This is a genomic window from Pseudomonas sp. AG1028 (assembly GCF_007993955.1).
In the GTDB taxonomy this organism is placed as follows: Bacteria; Pseudomonadota; Gammaproteobacteria; order Pseudomonadales; family Pseudomonadaceae; genus Aquipseudomonas; species Aquipseudomonas straminea.
The window spans coordinates 194997-209073 of sequence record NZ_VIVP01000001.1 but is presented as its reverse complement, the minus strand read 5'-3'; the positions used below and the strand labels follow the sequence as shown (position 1 = coordinate 209073).

The 14077-nt window shown below is 61.6% G+C and carries 19 protein-coding genes; 10 read left to right on the top strand and 9 right to left on the bottom strand.

Going from position 1 to position 14077, the window contains the following annotated elements:
* Positions 1 to 10: 10 nt before the first annotated feature.
* Genes mlaD through FB481_RS00890 form a run of 3 tightly spaced genes read right to left on the bottom strand, consistent with a single transcriptional unit; the run spans position 11 to position 2090 of the window.
* Positions 11 to 484 (bottom strand): outer membrane lipid asymmetry maintenance protein MlaD, encoded by a 474-nt coding sequence (mlaD, locus tag FB481_RS00900; protein ID WP_093504203.1) that lies wholly within the window; start codon positions 482 to 484, stop codon positions 11 to 13.
* Positions 484 to 1281: a lipid asymmetry maintenance ABC transporter permease subunit MlaE gene (gene mlaE / locus FB481_RS00895; RefSeq protein ID WP_013792752.1), complete on the bottom strand. Its 798-nt coding sequence runs from the start codon at positions 1279 to 1281 to the stop codon at positions 484 to 486. Before mlaE ends, mlaD begins: the two co-directional genes overlap by 1 nt.
* Complete coding sequence (locus FB481_RS00890) at positions 1281 to 2090, bottom strand: ABC transporter ATP-binding protein (protein ID WP_093504204.1); 810 nt, start codon at positions 2088 to 2090, stop codon at positions 1281 to 1283. The genes mlaE and FB481_RS00890 overlap by 1 nt, the downstream gene beginning before the upstream one ends.
* Positions 2091 to 2332: 242 nt before the next feature.
* On the opposite strand from FB481_RS00890, the gene FB481_RS00885 reads away from it, so the two are divergent.
* The 10 genes from FB481_RS00885 (at position 2333) to FB481_RS00840 (ending at position 9377) form a co-directional block, all read left to right on the top strand.
* Positions 2333 to 3307, top strand: a complete 975-nt coding sequence (locus FB481_RS00885) for a KpsF/GutQ family sugar-phosphate isomerase (RefSeq protein ID WP_147175032.1) — start codon at positions 2333 to 2335, stop codon at positions 3305 to 3307.
* Positions 3307 to 3828, top strand: a complete 522-nt coding sequence (locus tag FB481_RS00880) for an HAD family hydrolase (RefSeq protein ID WP_093504206.1) — start codon at positions 3307 to 3309, stop codon at positions 3826 to 3828. The genes FB481_RS00885 and FB481_RS00880 overlap by 1 nt, the downstream gene beginning before the upstream one ends.
* A gap of 9 nt (positions 3829 to 3837) precedes the next feature.
* The gene (lptC, locus tag FB481_RS00875; protein ID WP_147174810.1) at positions 3838 to 4407 is read left to right on the top strand and encodes an LPS export ABC transporter periplasmic protein LptC; all 570 of its coding nucleotides are present in this window, start codon (positions 3838 to 3840) and stop codon (positions 4405 to 4407) included.
* Positions 4394 to 4942, top strand: a complete 549-nt coding sequence (gene lptA / locus FB481_RS00870; protein ID WP_093504208.1) for a lipopolysaccharide transport periplasmic protein LptA — start codon at positions 4394 to 4396, stop codon at positions 4940 to 4942. Before lptC ends, lptA begins: the two co-directional genes overlap by 14 nt.
* Before the next feature lie 2 nt (positions 4943 to 4944).
* On the top strand, positions 4945 to 5670 hold the full coding sequence (gene lptB / locus FB481_RS00865) for an LPS export ABC transporter ATP-binding protein (RefSeq protein WP_093504209.1): 726 nt from the start codon (positions 4945 to 4947) through the stop codon (positions 5668 to 5670).
* Positions 5671 to 5832: 162 nt separating this feature from the next.
* Complete coding sequence (locus tag FB481_RS00860; protein ID WP_147174809.1) at positions 5833 to 7341, top strand: RNA polymerase factor sigma-54; 1509 nt, start codon at positions 5833 to 5835, stop codon at positions 7339 to 7341.
* Positions 7342 to 7429: 88 nt separating this feature from the next.
* Positions 7430 to 7738, top strand: a complete 309-nt coding sequence (gene hpf / locus FB481_RS00855; RefSeq protein WP_013792760.1) for a ribosome hibernation-promoting factor, HPF/YfiA family — start codon at positions 7430 to 7432, stop codon at positions 7736 to 7738.
* Between the two features lie 15 nt (positions 7739 to 7753).
* A complete protein-coding gene (ptsN, locus tag FB481_RS00850; protein WP_093504211.1) occupies positions 7754 to 8218 on the top strand; it encodes a PTS IIA-like nitrogen regulatory protein PtsN in 465 nt (154 codons plus the stop codon).
* A 16-nt stretch (positions 8219 to 8234) separates the two neighbouring features.
* Positions 8235 to 9092, top strand: a complete 858-nt coding sequence (gene rapZ / locus FB481_RS00845) for an RNase adapter RapZ (protein WP_093504212.1) — start codon at positions 8235 to 8237, stop codon at positions 9090 to 9092.
* A gap of 12 nt (positions 9093 to 9104) precedes the next feature.
* Positions 9105 to 9377 (top strand): HPr family phosphocarrier protein, encoded by a 273-nt coding sequence (locus FB481_RS00840; RefSeq protein WP_093504213.1) that lies wholly within the window; start codon positions 9105 to 9107, stop codon positions 9375 to 9377.
* Positions 9378 to 9402: 25 nt separating this feature from the next.
* Here FB481_RS00840 and FB481_RS23285 read toward each other — a convergent pair whose 3' ends face one another.
* The 6 genes from FB481_RS23285 to pmbA all read right to left on the bottom strand — a co-directional run bounded on the left by FB481_RS23285 (position 9403) and on the right by pmbA (position 14005).
* Positions 9403 to 9537 (bottom strand): hypothetical protein, encoded by a 135-nt coding sequence (locus FB481_RS23285; protein WP_013792764.1) that lies wholly within the window; start codon positions 9535 to 9537, stop codon positions 9403 to 9405.
* Positions 9538 to 9559: 22 nt separating this feature from the next.
* Positions 9560 to 10171, bottom strand: coding sequence for a superoxide dismutase (locus FB481_RS00835; protein ID WP_147174808.1), 612 nt, complete (start codon positions 10169 to 10171; stop codon positions 9560 to 9562).
* 12 nt (positions 10172 to 10183) lie between these two features.
* Positions 10184 to 10633: a hypothetical protein gene (locus FB481_RS00830; protein WP_147174807.1), complete on the bottom strand. Its 450-nt coding sequence runs from the start codon at positions 10631 to 10633 to the stop codon at positions 10184 to 10186.
* 33 nt (positions 10634 to 10666) lie between these two features.
* Entirely contained in the window at positions 10667 to 12055 is a 1389-nt protein-coding gene (gene fumC, locus FB481_RS00825) for a class II fumarate hydratase FumC (protein WP_147174806.1), read from the bottom strand.
* On the bottom strand, positions 12048 to 12443 hold the full coding sequence (locus tag FB481_RS23280; RefSeq protein ID WP_244154158.1) for a FagA protein: 396 nt from the start codon (positions 12441 to 12443) through the stop codon (positions 12048 to 12050). Before FB481_RS23280 ends, fumC begins: the two co-directional genes overlap by 8 nt.
* 215 nt (positions 12444 to 12658) lie before the next feature.
* Positions 12659 to 14005 (bottom strand): metalloprotease PmbA, encoded by a 1347-nt coding sequence (pmbA, locus tag FB481_RS00815; RefSeq protein ID WP_147174805.1) that lies wholly within the window; start codon positions 14003 to 14005, stop codon positions 12659 to 12661.
* Between the last annotated feature and the right edge of the window lie 72 nt (positions 14006 to 14077).

The following is a 14077-nucleotide window of genomic DNA, read 5'->3' as shown; positions in this document are numbered from 1 at the left end:
ATCGGGTACCTCATTGGCTTTGCTGATCCTTGTTGACCGAATTGAGCAGGAACTTGCCAATCAGGTCTTCAAGCACCAGGGAAGACTGGGTGTCGTGGATGGTTCCGCCATCGGCCAGCAACTGTTCATCGCCACCGACGCTGATCCCCACATACTTCTCGCCAAGCAGACCAGCGGTCAGGATCGACGCGGTGGAGTCCACCGGAAGATTGTCTACAGCGTGGTCGAGTTCCATCGTTACGCGTCCGGTGTAGCTGTCGCGATCCAGGTCGATGGCCGTGACGCGACCGATATTGACGCCCGCCATGGTCACCTTGGCGCGCACGGTCAGGCCGGCAATGTTGTCGAAATAAGCGTACACCTTGTAGGTATCGACGCTGCTACCCGGCGCGAGGCCACTAACGCGCAGAGCCAGCAGCAACAGGGCCAGCAAGCCGGCGAGCAGGAACATGCCGACACCGATTTCCATCGTGCGGTTTTGCATCAGAAATCTCCAAACATCAAAGCGGTCAGAATGAAGTCCAGGCCCAGTACGGCCAGCGAGGCATACACCACGGTGCGAGTGGTCGCACGGCTGATGCCTTCGGAAGTGGCTTCGCAGTCGTAACCCTGGAACACGGCGATCCAGGTCACCACGAAGGCGAAGACGATGCTCTTGATCACACCGTTGAGCACGTCTTCGCGGAAAGAAACACTGTTTTGCATGTTGGCCCAGAACGAGCCTTCGTAAACGCCCAGCCAGTCCACGGCGACCATCGCGCCGCCCCAGATGCCGACCACGCTGAAAATCATCGCCAGCAGCGGCATGGAAATGAAGCCGGCCCACAAGCGTGGCGCGACGATGTGCTTGAGCGGGTCGACACCGATCATCGCCAGACTGGACAACTGCTCGGTGGACTTCATGTTGCCGATCTCGGCAGTAAGCGCCGAACCGGCACGCCCGGCGAACAGCAGCGCGGTCACCACCGGCCCCAGCTCACGCAACAGAGTCAGGGCGACCATCTGTCCCACCGCCTGTTCGGAGCCGTACTTGGCCAAAATGCTGAAGCCCTGCAGCGACAGCACCATGCCGATGAACACACCCGAGACGATGATGATCGCCAGCGACAGCACGCCCACCGAATAAAGCTGCTTGATCAACAGCTGCAGGCCGTTGCCCGAGGTACCCCGGCCAAACAGCGCGCGCAGCAGAAAGATCGTCGAACGCCCCAGCGCGGCGACCACATCGATACCCGCCCGCCCGAACAGGCGCACGCGTTCGAGTGAAGATGTCCTGCGCATCAGCGCCCTCCCAGTAGATCGTCGTGGTAATTCGGCGCTTGGAAATGGAAGGGAACCGGGCCATCCGGCGTTCCCTGCATGAATTGACGCACTCGCGGATTATCCGAGTCACGCAGCTCGGCCGGCGTCCCCTGGCCCAGCACCTGGCTGTCGCCTACCACGTAGATGTAGTCGGCGATGCTGGCCGTCTCGGCCAAGTCATGTGAAACCACGATGCTGGTGATGCCCAGCGCATCGTTGAGCAGGCGGATCAAGCGCACCAAAACGCCCATAGCGATCGGGTCCTGACCGACGAACGGCTCGTCATACATGAGAATCTGCGGATCCAGGGCGATTGCCCGCGCCAGCGCCACGCGACGCTTCATGCCACCGGAGAGTTCATCAGGCATCAGCTCGATGGCGCCACGCAAGCCAACGGCCTGCAGCTTCATCAGAACAATGTCACGAATCATTTCTTCAGGCAGCTGGGTGTGCACACGCAGCGGAAACGCCACGTTCTCGAATACGTCGAGGTCTGTGAACAGCGCGCCGCTCTGGAACAGCACGCCCATCTGCTTGCGCATGTCGAACAGCTCGCTGCGCGACAGGTCGGGCAGGTTCAGGCCATTGACCCGAATCTCGCCGGCGCTGGGACGCAGCTCAGCGGCGATGAGGCGCAGCAGCGTGGTCTTGCCACAGCCGGACGGCCCCATGATCCCGGTGACCTTACCCCGCGGGATACAGATATCGACGTTCTTGAAGATGTGTCGCTCGCCGCGCTGAAAACTTACGTTCTTAAGCTCGACCGCGTACTGATTTTCCGCGCTCATCGGAACTCCATTGCGTACTGCCTTCCTAATCAGACGCCCGGGATCGGGACAAGGGCACTCCGTTCGCCCTCTCAAAACGGCTGCGGACTATAGCACTTGCCCATTTGGCCGCCAAAGCCGGGCAGTGCCGGTGTTCAGGGTTGTGACAGCTTTGCCATTTATAGGTTGGCGCATGAATGATGAGTCGCCAGGGCTTTCCCGCTATAATCCCCGTCTTTTTCGTCGAGCAGTCCAAGCCGAGCATGAACCAGACCCGCGACCTGATTGATTCCGCACAGCGCACCATTCGTCTCGAGATCGAGGCGGTTAAGGAGCTGCTGCCTCGTATCGACGCCAATTTCGTCCAGGCCTGCGAGCTGATTCTGGCCAGCAAGGGGCGCGTGGTCGTAGTGGGTATGGGCAAGTCCGGACATATCGGCAACAAGATCGCTGCAACCCTGGCGAGCACAGGCACCACCGCCTTTTTCGTGCATCCGGCCGAGGCCAGCCACGGCGACATGGGCATGATCACCCGTGACGACGTGGTGCTGGCGCTCTCCAATTCGGGCTCCACCGCAGAAATCGTCACCCTGCTGCCGCTGATCAAGCGCCTAGGCATCACCCTGATCAGCATGACTGGCAACCCCGAGTCGCCGCTGTCCAAGGCCGCCGAAGTCAACCTCGATACCCGCGTCGCCAAGGAAGCCTGCCCGCTTAACCTGGCGCCAACTTCCTCGACCACTGCCGCCTTGGTACTGGGCGACGCCCTGGCCATCGCCCTACTCGAAGCCCGCGGTTTCACCGCCGAAGACTTCGCCTTCTCGCACCCGGGTGGTGCCCTGGGCCGCCGCCTGTTGCTCAAGGTCGAGAACGTCATGCATGCCGGCGACAGCCTGCCTCAGGTCAAGCGCGGCACCAGCCTGCGCGATGCACTGCTGGAAATGACCCAGAAGGGCCTGGGCATGACCGCCGTACTGGAAGGCGATGGCCGCCTGGCCGGCATCTTCACCGACGGCGATCTGCGTCGCGCGCTGGATAAAGGTATCGACGTACGCGATGCGCGCATCGACGACGTCATGACCCCCCACGGCAAGACCGCCCGCGCCGACATGCTTGCCGCCGAGGCCCTGAAGATCATGGAAGACAACAAGATCAGCGCGCTGGTGGTGATCGACGCCAAGGGCTTTCCGATCGGCGCCTTCAACCTGGGCGACCTGCTGCGCGCGGGGGTCATGTGATGAGCGATCTACTGAAACGCACTCAGGCGATCAAACTTGCGGTCTTCGATGTCGACGGTGTGCTGACCGACGGCAAACTGTACTTTCTCGTCGATGGCAGCGAATTCAAGACATTCAATACGCTCGATGGCCAGGGCATCAAGATGCTCATCAACTCCGGCGTGCGCACCGCCATCATCACCGGCCGCAAGACCCCGGTAGTGGAACGCCGCGCCCAGAACCTCGGCATCCAGCACCTGTATCAGGGTCGCGAGGACAAGCTCGACGTGCTCGACGAGCTGCTCGCCGAACTGGGCCTGAGCTACGAGCAGGTCGCCTACTTGGGCGATGATCTGCCGGACCTGCCAGTGATTCGCCGCGTCGGCCTGGGTATGGCTGTGGCCAACGCCAACGAATTCGTTCGTGAGCATGCCCACGGCGTAACAAGCGCACGAGGCGGTGAAGGCGCTGCCCGTGAATTCTGTGAACTGATCATGCGCGGACAGGGCACGCTCGACGCCGCCCAGTCTGCCTACCTCTAGGGCCTGACAATGCTGCGCAAACTCCTCACTCCCGTTCTGCTGACCTTCGGCGCCCTGCTGGTGGTCGCGGCCGGCTATTGGAACATCAACCCGGACAGCTTTTCCGGTACACCGCAACACACCGGGCCAGAAAACCCGATCGACTTTTATGCGCTCAATGCGCGCAGCATTCAGTACCTGCCTGACGGTCGGGTGCAGAACGACATGACCAGCGAAAAGCTCGAGCACGTGCAGAGCACCGACACCACCCTGCTGACCGAGCCGCGCATGAACCTGTTTCGCGGCACCGACCTGCCGTGGAAGGTGCGCAGCGCCCGTGGCGAAGTCGGCCCTGACGGCAACGAAGTCGAGCTGATCGATCAGGTACGCGTCGAGCGCACGGACGAAAAGGGCCGCCCCACTATACTCACCACCAGCCGCCTGACCGTATTCCCACAGAAGGAATATGCGCAGACCCAGCAAGCCGTTAGAATCGACGCGGCCAATGGGGTGACCACGGCACAAGGAATGAAAGCGTACTTGAATGACGGCAGGATGATCCTGCAGTCCAACGTAAGAGGCCAGCATGAGGTTCGTTAAAACCCTCCCCCTACTTCTCAGCCTCGGCGCCACGCTTGGAAGCGTAAGCGCCTGGGCTCTGCCGAGTGACCGCGATCAGCCGATCCGCGTGCAGGCCGACAGCGCTGAACTGGACGACAAACAAGGCGTCGCGGTGTACCGCGGCGACGTGGTCATCACCCAGGGCACCATGAAGATCACCGGCGATACGGTGACCATCACCCAGAATGCCCAGGGCGATGTCGACGTGTTCACCTCGGTGGGCAAACCGGCCTATTACGAGCAGAAGCCGGCGGTCGACAAGCAGATCGTTAAGGCATACGGCCTGACCATCCAGTACTTCGCGGCCAATGAGCGCATCGTGCTGATCGACCAGGCCAAGGTCGTACAGGAAGGCAACACCTTTGAAGGCGAGAAGATCGTCTATGACACGCGCCGTCAGATCGTCAACGCTGGTCGCGCCACCGGCACCAACGTGTCGAGCCCGCGCCCACGCATCGACATGGTGATTCAGCCGCAGAAAAAGGCAGCCCCGGCTGCCGAGCAGGGCCAATAACCATGGCAACTTTGAAAGCCCAGCACCTGGCCAAGAGCTACAAGGGTCGCCAGGTTGTGCGCGACGTCAGTCTGAGCATCGACAGCGGCCAGATCGTCGGTCTGCTCGGTCCTAACGGCGCCGGCAAGACCACCTGCTTCTACATGATCGTCGGCCTGGTTCAGGCAGATCAGGGCCGCGTACTGATCGACGATCTGGACGTCAGCCATCAGCCGATGCACGGCCGCGCGCGCGCAGGGATCGGCTACCTGCCCCAGGAAGCCTCGATCTTTCGCAAACTCAGCGTCGCCGACAACATCATGGCGATCCTGGAAACCCGCAAGGACCTGAACCGCGAGCAGCGGTTGCAGGAGCTCGAAGGCCTGCTGCAGGAATTCCACATCACCCACATTCGCGACAACCTGGGCATGAGCCTCTCCGGCGGTGAACGTCGCCGGGTGGAAATCGCTCGCGCCCTGGCCACCTCGCCAAAATTCATCCTGCTGGACGAACCCTTCGCTGGCGTAGATCCGATTTCCGTCGGTGACATCAAGCAGATCATTCACCACCTCAAGGCCAAAGGCATTGGCGTGCTGATCACCGATCACAACGTGCGCGAAACCCTGGACATTTGCGAAACCGCCTACATCGTCAATGATGGTCAACTGATCGCCGAAGGCGATTCAGAGGCGATTCTCGCCAACCAGGTAGTCAAGGAAGTCTATCTGGGCCACGAATTCCGCCTCTAGCGGACAGCTCCTCATGATCCTTTGCAAAGGCCCGTTACCCTGGCGGCAACGAAATGGTAACAGGGCTAGGCAAAGCGCTCGGACTCAGGCATATAATTTGCTTCCTAGTGGCGCTTCGTCGCCCTGTCGTGGATTACGTACAGACGCCGGATAAGGTCTGCAATGAAACCATCGCTAGTCCTGAAAATGGGCCAGCAGCTGACGATGACACCGCAGCTGCAACAAGCCATTCGCCTGCTCCAACTGTCGACCCTGGACCTGCAACAGGAAATCCAGGAGGCGCTGGAATCCAACCCGATGCTGGAGCGTCAGGAAGAAGGCGAAGACTTCGACAATTCCGACCCGATGGCCGATGGCGCCGAAAGCGCCACCGCGACTGCTGCTCAGGAAGAAACCTTTCAGGAGCCGAGCTTCCAGGAAGCCCCACAAACCGTCGACAACCTGGAAGACGGCGAATGGGGCGAGCGCATTCCCAACGAGCTGCCGGTCGACACGGCGTGGGAAGACATCTATCAGACCAGCGCCAGCAGTCTGCCCAGCAACGACGATGATGAATGGGACTTCACTACCCGTACGTCCTCAGGTGAGAGCCTGCAGAGCCACATGCTCTGGCAACTCAACCTCGCGCCCATGTCCGACAAGGACCGCCTGATCGCCGTCACGATCATCGACTGCATCAACGACCAAGGCTACCTGGAAGAAACTCTCGAGGAAATCGTCGACTCCTTCGATCCGGAGCTGGACGTCGAGCTGGATGAAGTCGAAGCCGTGCTGCGCCGCATCCAGCAGTTCGAGCCCTCGGGAATCGGTGCGCGGGATCTGCGCGAATGCCTGCTCCTGCAACTGCGCCAGCTGCCTGCCTCCACGCCCTGGCTCAAGGAAGCACAGCGCCTGACCAGTGATTACCTGGATCTGCTCGGCAACCGTGACTACAGCCAGCTGATGCGCCGCATGAAGCTCAAGGAAGATGAGCTGCGCCCGGTCATTGAGCTGATCCAAAGCCTCAACCCCCGCCCAGGCTCGCAGATCGAATCCAGCGAGCCGGAATACGTGGTGCCGGACGTGATCGTGCGCAAGCACAACGACCGCTGGCTGGTCGAGCTCAATCAGGAAGCCATGCCACGCCTGCGCGTCAACGCCCAGTACGCCGGCTTCGTGAAGCGCGCCGACTCCAGTGCCGACAACACCTTCATGCGCAATCAGTTGCAGGAAGCACGTTGGTTCATCAAGAGTCTGCAGAGCCGCAACGAAACCCTAATGAAGGTCGCCACGCAGATCGTCGAACACCAGCGCGGTTTCCTCGACTACGGCGACGAAGCAATGAAGCCTCTCGTGCTGCACGACATCGCCGAGGCGGTGGGCATGCACGAGTCGACCATCTCCCGCGTCACCACCCAGAAATACATGCATACCCCGCGTGGCATTTACGAGCTGAAATACTTCTTCTCCAGCCACGTCAGCACCTCCGAAGGCGGCGAATGTTCGTCGACCGCGATCCGCGCGATCATCAAAAAACTGGTCGCAGCGGAAAATGCGAAAAAGCCATTGAGCGACAGCAAGATCGCTGGTTTACTGGAAGCACAGGGCATTCAAGTGGCGCGCCGCACAGTCGCCAAGTACCGTGAATCGCTCGGTATAGCGCCTTCGAGCGAACGCAAGCGACTGATGTAAGGGAGCCCTTGTAGCGAAAGCGACGCCCCAGTGTTCCTGCGGTGGGTTCGATACCCGCCACTCACACACGGCAACAAGGAGAAGCGGTATGCAAGTCAACATCAGTGGACACCAGCTGGATGTGACAGACGCACTACGCAGCTACATCGAAGAGAAGCTCGAGCGCCTCGAGCGGCACTTCGACAAGATCACCAATGTGCAGGTCATCCTGGAGGTCGAGAAACTCAAGCAGAAAGTCGAAGCCACCTTGCACATCGCAGGAGGCGAAGTGGTGGCCAATGCCGAGCACGACGACATGTACGCAGCCATCGATCTACTCACCGACAAACTCGATCGCCAACTTATCAAGCACAAGGAAAAACAGCTCGATCGCCAGCAGGGCGCAATGGCCCGCTGAGTTCGTCCTTCTCCTATGATCCGACTTGAAACCATCCTGACCCCCGGCCGTTCCCTGGTGAACGTGCCGGGCGGCAGCAAGAAGCGTGTCCTCGAACAGATAGCCAGCGTAATCGCGCGTGACCTGCCCGATCTCGACGGCCAGATCATCTATGAAAGCCTGATTGCCCGCGAGAAGCTTGGCTCCACCGGCTTCGGCAATGGCATCGCCATTCCCCACTGCCGCCTGCCCGGTTGCAGTACGCCGATTAGCGCGCTGCTCAAGCTGAGCACTGCCGTCGACTTCGATGCCATCGACGGCGCCCCTGTCGACCTGCTCTTCGTGCTGCTGGTACCCGAAGCGGCCACCGACGAGCACCTCGAGCTGCTGCGCCAGATCGCCAGCATGTTCGACCGCGAGGATGTCCGCGAACGGCTTCGCCAGGCTCAAGACAGCGAATCCCTATACCAGACCGTCGTCGACGTCCAGAACGGCCAATAGCCTGCGAGGGTGAGCCATGCGCCTGATCATCGTCAGTGGTCGCTCCGGTTCGGGCAAGAGCACGGCGCTCGACGTGCTCGAAGACAACGGTTTCTATTGCATCGACAACCTGCCGGCCGGCCTGCTACCCGAGCTGGCAGAACGCGCACTGCCCCATTCCGAACTTCTGCATCCGCAAGTGGCCGTGTCCATCGATGCGCGCAACCTGCCCAGCCAGCTCAGGCGCTTCTCCGAACTGCTAGACGAGGTCCGCTCACGCAATATCCAGTGCGACGTGCTGTACCTCGACGCCAGCGAAGAAACCCTGCTCAAGCGTTTCTCAGAGACGCGTCGCCGGCACCCGCTGACCAATGACCAGCGCTCGCTGGCCGAGGCCATGGTGGCCGAGGTCAAGCTGCTCAGCCCGATCATCGACCGGGCCGACCTGAAGATCGACACCACGCACCTGAATCTCTACCAGCTCCGCGATACGCTCAAGCTGCGCCTGCTCAACCAGTCGGAGCCTGGCACCGCGTATCTGATCGAGTCGTTCGGCTTCAAGCGCGGTATGCCGGTGGATGCCGATCTGGTGTTCGACGTGCGCTGCCTGCCAAACCCCTACTGGAAACCCGAGCTGCGTGACTTCACCGGCCTGGAGCAGCCCGTGGAGGAATACTTGTCGGCCCAGGCGGACGTCGAGGAGATGTACCAGGACATCTACACCTACCTGCACAAATGGCTACCGCGCTTCGCCGCCAGCAATCGCTCCTACGTGACGGTAGGTATCGGCTGCACGGGTGGCCATCACCGCTCCGTCTATCTGGCCAATCGCCTGGGCCAGGCCCTCAAGCCGCTGCTGAAGAACGTTCAGATTCGCCACCGCGACCTCAGTTAAGGAATTGCCGCGATGCCCGCCCGTGAAATCACCATCATCAACAAGCTCGGCCTGCACGCCCGGGCAGCTGCCAAGTTCGTCGGCGTCGCGGGGCGCTTTCCGTGCCAGATCAAGATTGGTCGTAGCGCCGAATCGATGGTCGACGGCAAAAGCATCATGGCAGTGATGATGCTGGCCGCTGGCAAGGGCACCAATGTGCACCTGCTGACCGACGGTGAACGGGAAGACGAAGCGATGCAGGCGCTGGTCGATCTGATCAACAATTACTTCGACGAAGGCGAGTAACCACCACGCCCCTCGACGTGGGCGCTCAGAAGAACCAGGCCGTGGCGCCGTCGAGGATCTTGACGGCGATGATCAGCCCGCCCGCAAACACCAGCATGAAGCCCAGCGCATAACGCAGCGAGCGGCGGTTGGCCACGATCAGCTCATGCAATGGGCTCATGGAATACTCTCCAAGCGCTGGATCAAGCCAGTGCGGCCTGATAGCGACGGGCGACCTCCGCCCAGTTCACCACGTTATAGAACGCGCCGATGTATTCCGGGCGACGGTTCTGGTAACGCAAGTAATAGGCGTGCTCCCACACATCCAGACCTAGGATCGGCGTATTACCGTTCATCAGCGGGCTGTCCTGGTTGCCGGTGCTCTCGACCACCAGCTTCTTCTCTGGCGTTACGCTGAGCCACGCCCAGCCGCTGCCGAAGCGGGTTAGTGCCGCCTTGGTGAAGGCTTCCTTGAAGGCCTCGAAGCCGCCCAACTGGCTGTCGATGGCGGCTTTCAGATCGCCTTGGGGCTCGCCGCCGCCGCTGGTGCTCATCACAGTCCAGAACAGCGAATGGTTGGCGTGCCCGCCACCGTTGTTGATCACGGCACCACGCTTGTCTTCCGGCACTTCCTTGAGGCGGGTCAGCAGCTCTTCGACAGGCAGCTCGCCGAGCGGGTTGCCTTCCAGCGCGGCATTGAGGTTGTTGACGTAAGTCTGGTGGTGCTTGCTGTGGTGGATTTCCATGGTTTGTGCATCGATATGCGGCTCCAGAGCGTCGTAGGCATAGGACAAAGCAGGCAGGCTGTACGGCATGATTTCACTCCTCTAATGGTACTGACGACTGACAGGCGCCGAGCGCACTGCCATTGGCACATCGCTGGATGCCTGAGCACCCAGCAATCGCTCCGTACGGGGGTAGGCTCCGTGCTCGGCGACAAAGTTCAACACTCCCGAGTAGCTGCGCCGACTGTGATGCAGGGCCGCCTGACGCAGCGCAGGCGAAAGCTGTTCGCTCGCCATGCAGTGCAGCAGGTGCTCGTGGCAGGCACATAGATGCTCGGCCGCGCCCTCAGGATGGCCGATGGTCAATTGCAGGTCGGCCAGGTTGTGCTGCGAGACGACGAACGCCGCCACCGCCGCATCGGCATCACGCCAGCGTTCGAGCAGCACCTGAGCGAGGGCGAGCGCCTGCAGGTACTGCTCGCGCGCCTCGACCCAGGAGCCTTCGGCGAAGTAGCGGTTACCGGTCTCGATGAGTCGTTTCCACTGCTCCATGATCTGCTCTCCCCCGGCTGACAAGCGCAGCGTTTAAAGACCGCCCTGGGTGAGCCGCTCGGGGTTGAGCAACTGCTCCAGCTCGGCGCGACCGAGTTCGGTCATTTCTTCGGCCACGTCGATGATCGGCCGACCTTCGCGGTAGGCCTTCTTGGCGATTTCTGCGGCTTTCTGGTAACCGATCAACGGATTGAGCGCGGTGACCAGAATCGGATTGCGCCCTAGCGCTTCCTTGAGCTTGGGTTCGTTGACCTTGAAGCTGGCGATGGCGCGATCGGCCAGCAGACGGCTGACATTGGCCAGCAGCTCGATGCTGCCGAGCAGGTTATGGGCGATGACCGGCAGCATGACGTTCAACTCGAAGTTGCCGGACTGCCCGGCCACGGCGATGGCAGCGTCGTTGCCGATTACCTGCGCGGCGACCATGGCGGTGGCTTCGGGGATCACCGGATTGACCTTGCCGGGCATGATCGACGAGCCGGGCTGCAGGGCTTCCAGCTCGATCTCGCTGAGGCCGGCCAGGGGCCCCGAGTTCATCCAGCGCAGGTCGTTGGCGATCTTCATCAGCGAAACGGCAGTGGTCTTCAGCTGACCAGAGAGCGCGACCGCGGTGTCCTGGGAGCCGATCAGGGCAAAGAAATTGGTGCCCGGCGTGAACTGCCGGCCAGTCAGGGCATTGAGCTCCTGACAGAACAGCTCGGCGAAACGGGGATGGGCGTTGATGCCGGTGCCCACGGCGGTGCCGCCCTGGGCCAACGCTTGCAGCGCCGGCAGCAACCCAGTGAGCAACTGGATGTTGGCCTGAATCTGCTGGGCCCAGCCATCGAGCACCTGGCTCATGCGCACGGGCATGGCATCCATCAGGTGAGTACGGCCGGTCTTCACGTAGGGCTGCACTGCCAAGGACTTGTTGCACAGCACTTCGAGCAGATGCCCTAGCGCGGGCAGCAGCTTCTCGCTGACCTCGATGGCGGCACTGACATGGATGGTGGTGGGAATGATGTCGTTGCTGCTCTGGCCGCAGTTGACGTGATCGTTGGGGTTAATCGGCTCGCCCAGAATGCGCGTGGCCAGGGTGGCGATCACCTCGTTGGCGTTCATGTTGGAACTGGTGCCGGAACCGGTCTGAAACACATCCACCGGGAAATGCTGCATGAAGTCTTCAGCCAGTAATTGCTGGCAGGCGGCGACGATGGCATCGCCCTGAGCCGGCAGGATCTGCTCCAGGTCGACGTTGGCGCGAGCGGTGGCCGCTTTGGCCAGCACCAGGGCACGGATGAACGCCTCGGGCATGGCCTGCCCCGAAACGGGGAAGTTATTGACCGCACGCTGGGTCTGGGCGCCATACAGCGCTGCGGCGGGCACAGCCAGCTCACCCATGCTGTCGCGCTCGATACGGGTGTCGCTGTGGAAATTATTCATAGGGGTTTCCTTCTGCCAGTTCGGAGATCGAAAGCGAGGGCTGCATGCGCAAGGTGGACAGGCGATTGCGCGCGCTAATCAGGCTGCGCTGCTGCTCGCGGTCGACCGCCAGATGCTGCAGGGCGTAGAGCGAGCGATAGGCGTGATCCAGACAGACACTGCGCCAGTGCCAGGGCAGTGCCGTGTCGCAGGCGGTGTCCATGAGCAAGGTCAGAGTGGTCAGCGACATCCGCCAGGGGCACAGACGCCCGTGTTCGACCAGCTGGCGGCCCTGCGCCCAGTGCAGTTCCAGCAGTCGCGGCTCGTCTGGCAGCAGCGCGCAGCGGATCCTGAATCCCAGCCAGTGCCAGCAATCCAGACAAGGCGTAGTGCTCGAACGAAATCTCATGGCGAACCCTCAAAAGATAATGATATTAATTCCTATATAGGAAAAATAATCAATCCTTTATGGCAAATGCAAACGCAGGTGCCGATTCGCAGAGGTGGGATGTCGTAAGCGGACTTGCCCGGTAAAAAGCACAGAGAAAGAAACGGTAGGAAGGAAAGCCGTCGCCTTGCACGACGGCTTGCAATAAGGAAGGGCGCCGAGATCGCCCTTCTGGTTCAGCTGCCGGCGACGGTCATCTTCTCGATCAGCACCGAGCCCGTGCGGATATTGCTGCGCAGTTCTAGGTCGCTGCCCACGGCGACGATCTGCCGGAACATGTCGCGCATGTTGCCGGCGATGGTCACCTCCTGCACGGCGAACTGGATCTCGCCATTCTCGACCCAGTAACCGCCTGCGCCGCGGGAATAGTCACCGGTCACCATGTTCAGGCCATGGCCCATCAGCTCAGTAACCAGCAGGCCGCGGCCCATGCGCTTGATCAGCGCCTGCTGATCTTCCTCGCCATGGCTGACGAACAGGTTGTGCACACCACCGGCGTTGGCGGTACTCGGCATGCCCAGCTTGCGCCCGGAATAGGTGCTCAGGATGTAGGACACCAACCGGCCGCCCTCGACGAACGGCTTGGCGTAGGTAGCCAGGCCGTCGCCATCGAAAGAGGCGCTGCCCATGGCGCGCGGAATGTGCGGGCGCTCATCGAGGCTCAGCCAGGACGGGAACAGTTGCTCGCCCAGGGTGCCTTCCAGGAACGACGATTTGCGGTACAGGGCGCCGCCTGAAATGGCGCCCAGAAAGCTGCCGAAAAGGCCGGTGGCCAGCTCTGCCGAGAACAGCACCGGCACCTCGCAGGTCGGCACCGGGCGCGCGCCCAGGCGGCTGACCGCACGCTGGGCGGCACGCCGGCCGATGCTGGCGGCGTCGGCGAGCAGGTTGCCCTGGCGGTTCACGTCATACCAGTAGTCGCGCTGCATCTGCCCTTCGCTCTCGGCGATCATCACGCAACTCAGGCTGTGGCGGGTGCTGGCGTAACCGCCGATGAAACCGTGGCTGTTGCCATACACGCGGCAGCCCTGGTGAGTGCCCAGGCTGGTGCCATCGGCATTACGAATGCGCGCATCGGTATCGAAGGCCGCCGCTTCACAGGTCAGCGCACGCTCGACGGCCTGCTCGGGGGTGATCTCCCAGGCGTGATAGAGGTCCAGATCCGGCAGATCGCGAGCCATCAGCGCCGCGTCGGCGAGGCCGGCACTCTCATCTTCGGAGGCGTGCTTGGCAATCGCCAGAGCAGCCGCCACGGTTTCGCGAATGGCCGCTTCGCCGGTGGCCGACGTACTGGCCGAGCCCTTGCGCTGGCCCACGTACAGGGTGATACCGAAACCCTGGTCGCGATTGAACTCGACGGTTTCCACCTCGCGCTGCCGCACTGTGGTGGACAGCCCCTGCTCTACCGATACGGCGACCTCGCAGGCGGTGGCGCCCTGCTTCTTGGCCTCGGCGATGATCTGTTCGACCTGCGCCTGCAAACCAGGCAACGCGGCAGGTCCGACTACTTCCACTTCACTCATAACGACTCCTGAACGATAGCCACAGCGGCAACGACGCGGGTCGCGCATGCGGCAAGAAACTTGCTGCTATCA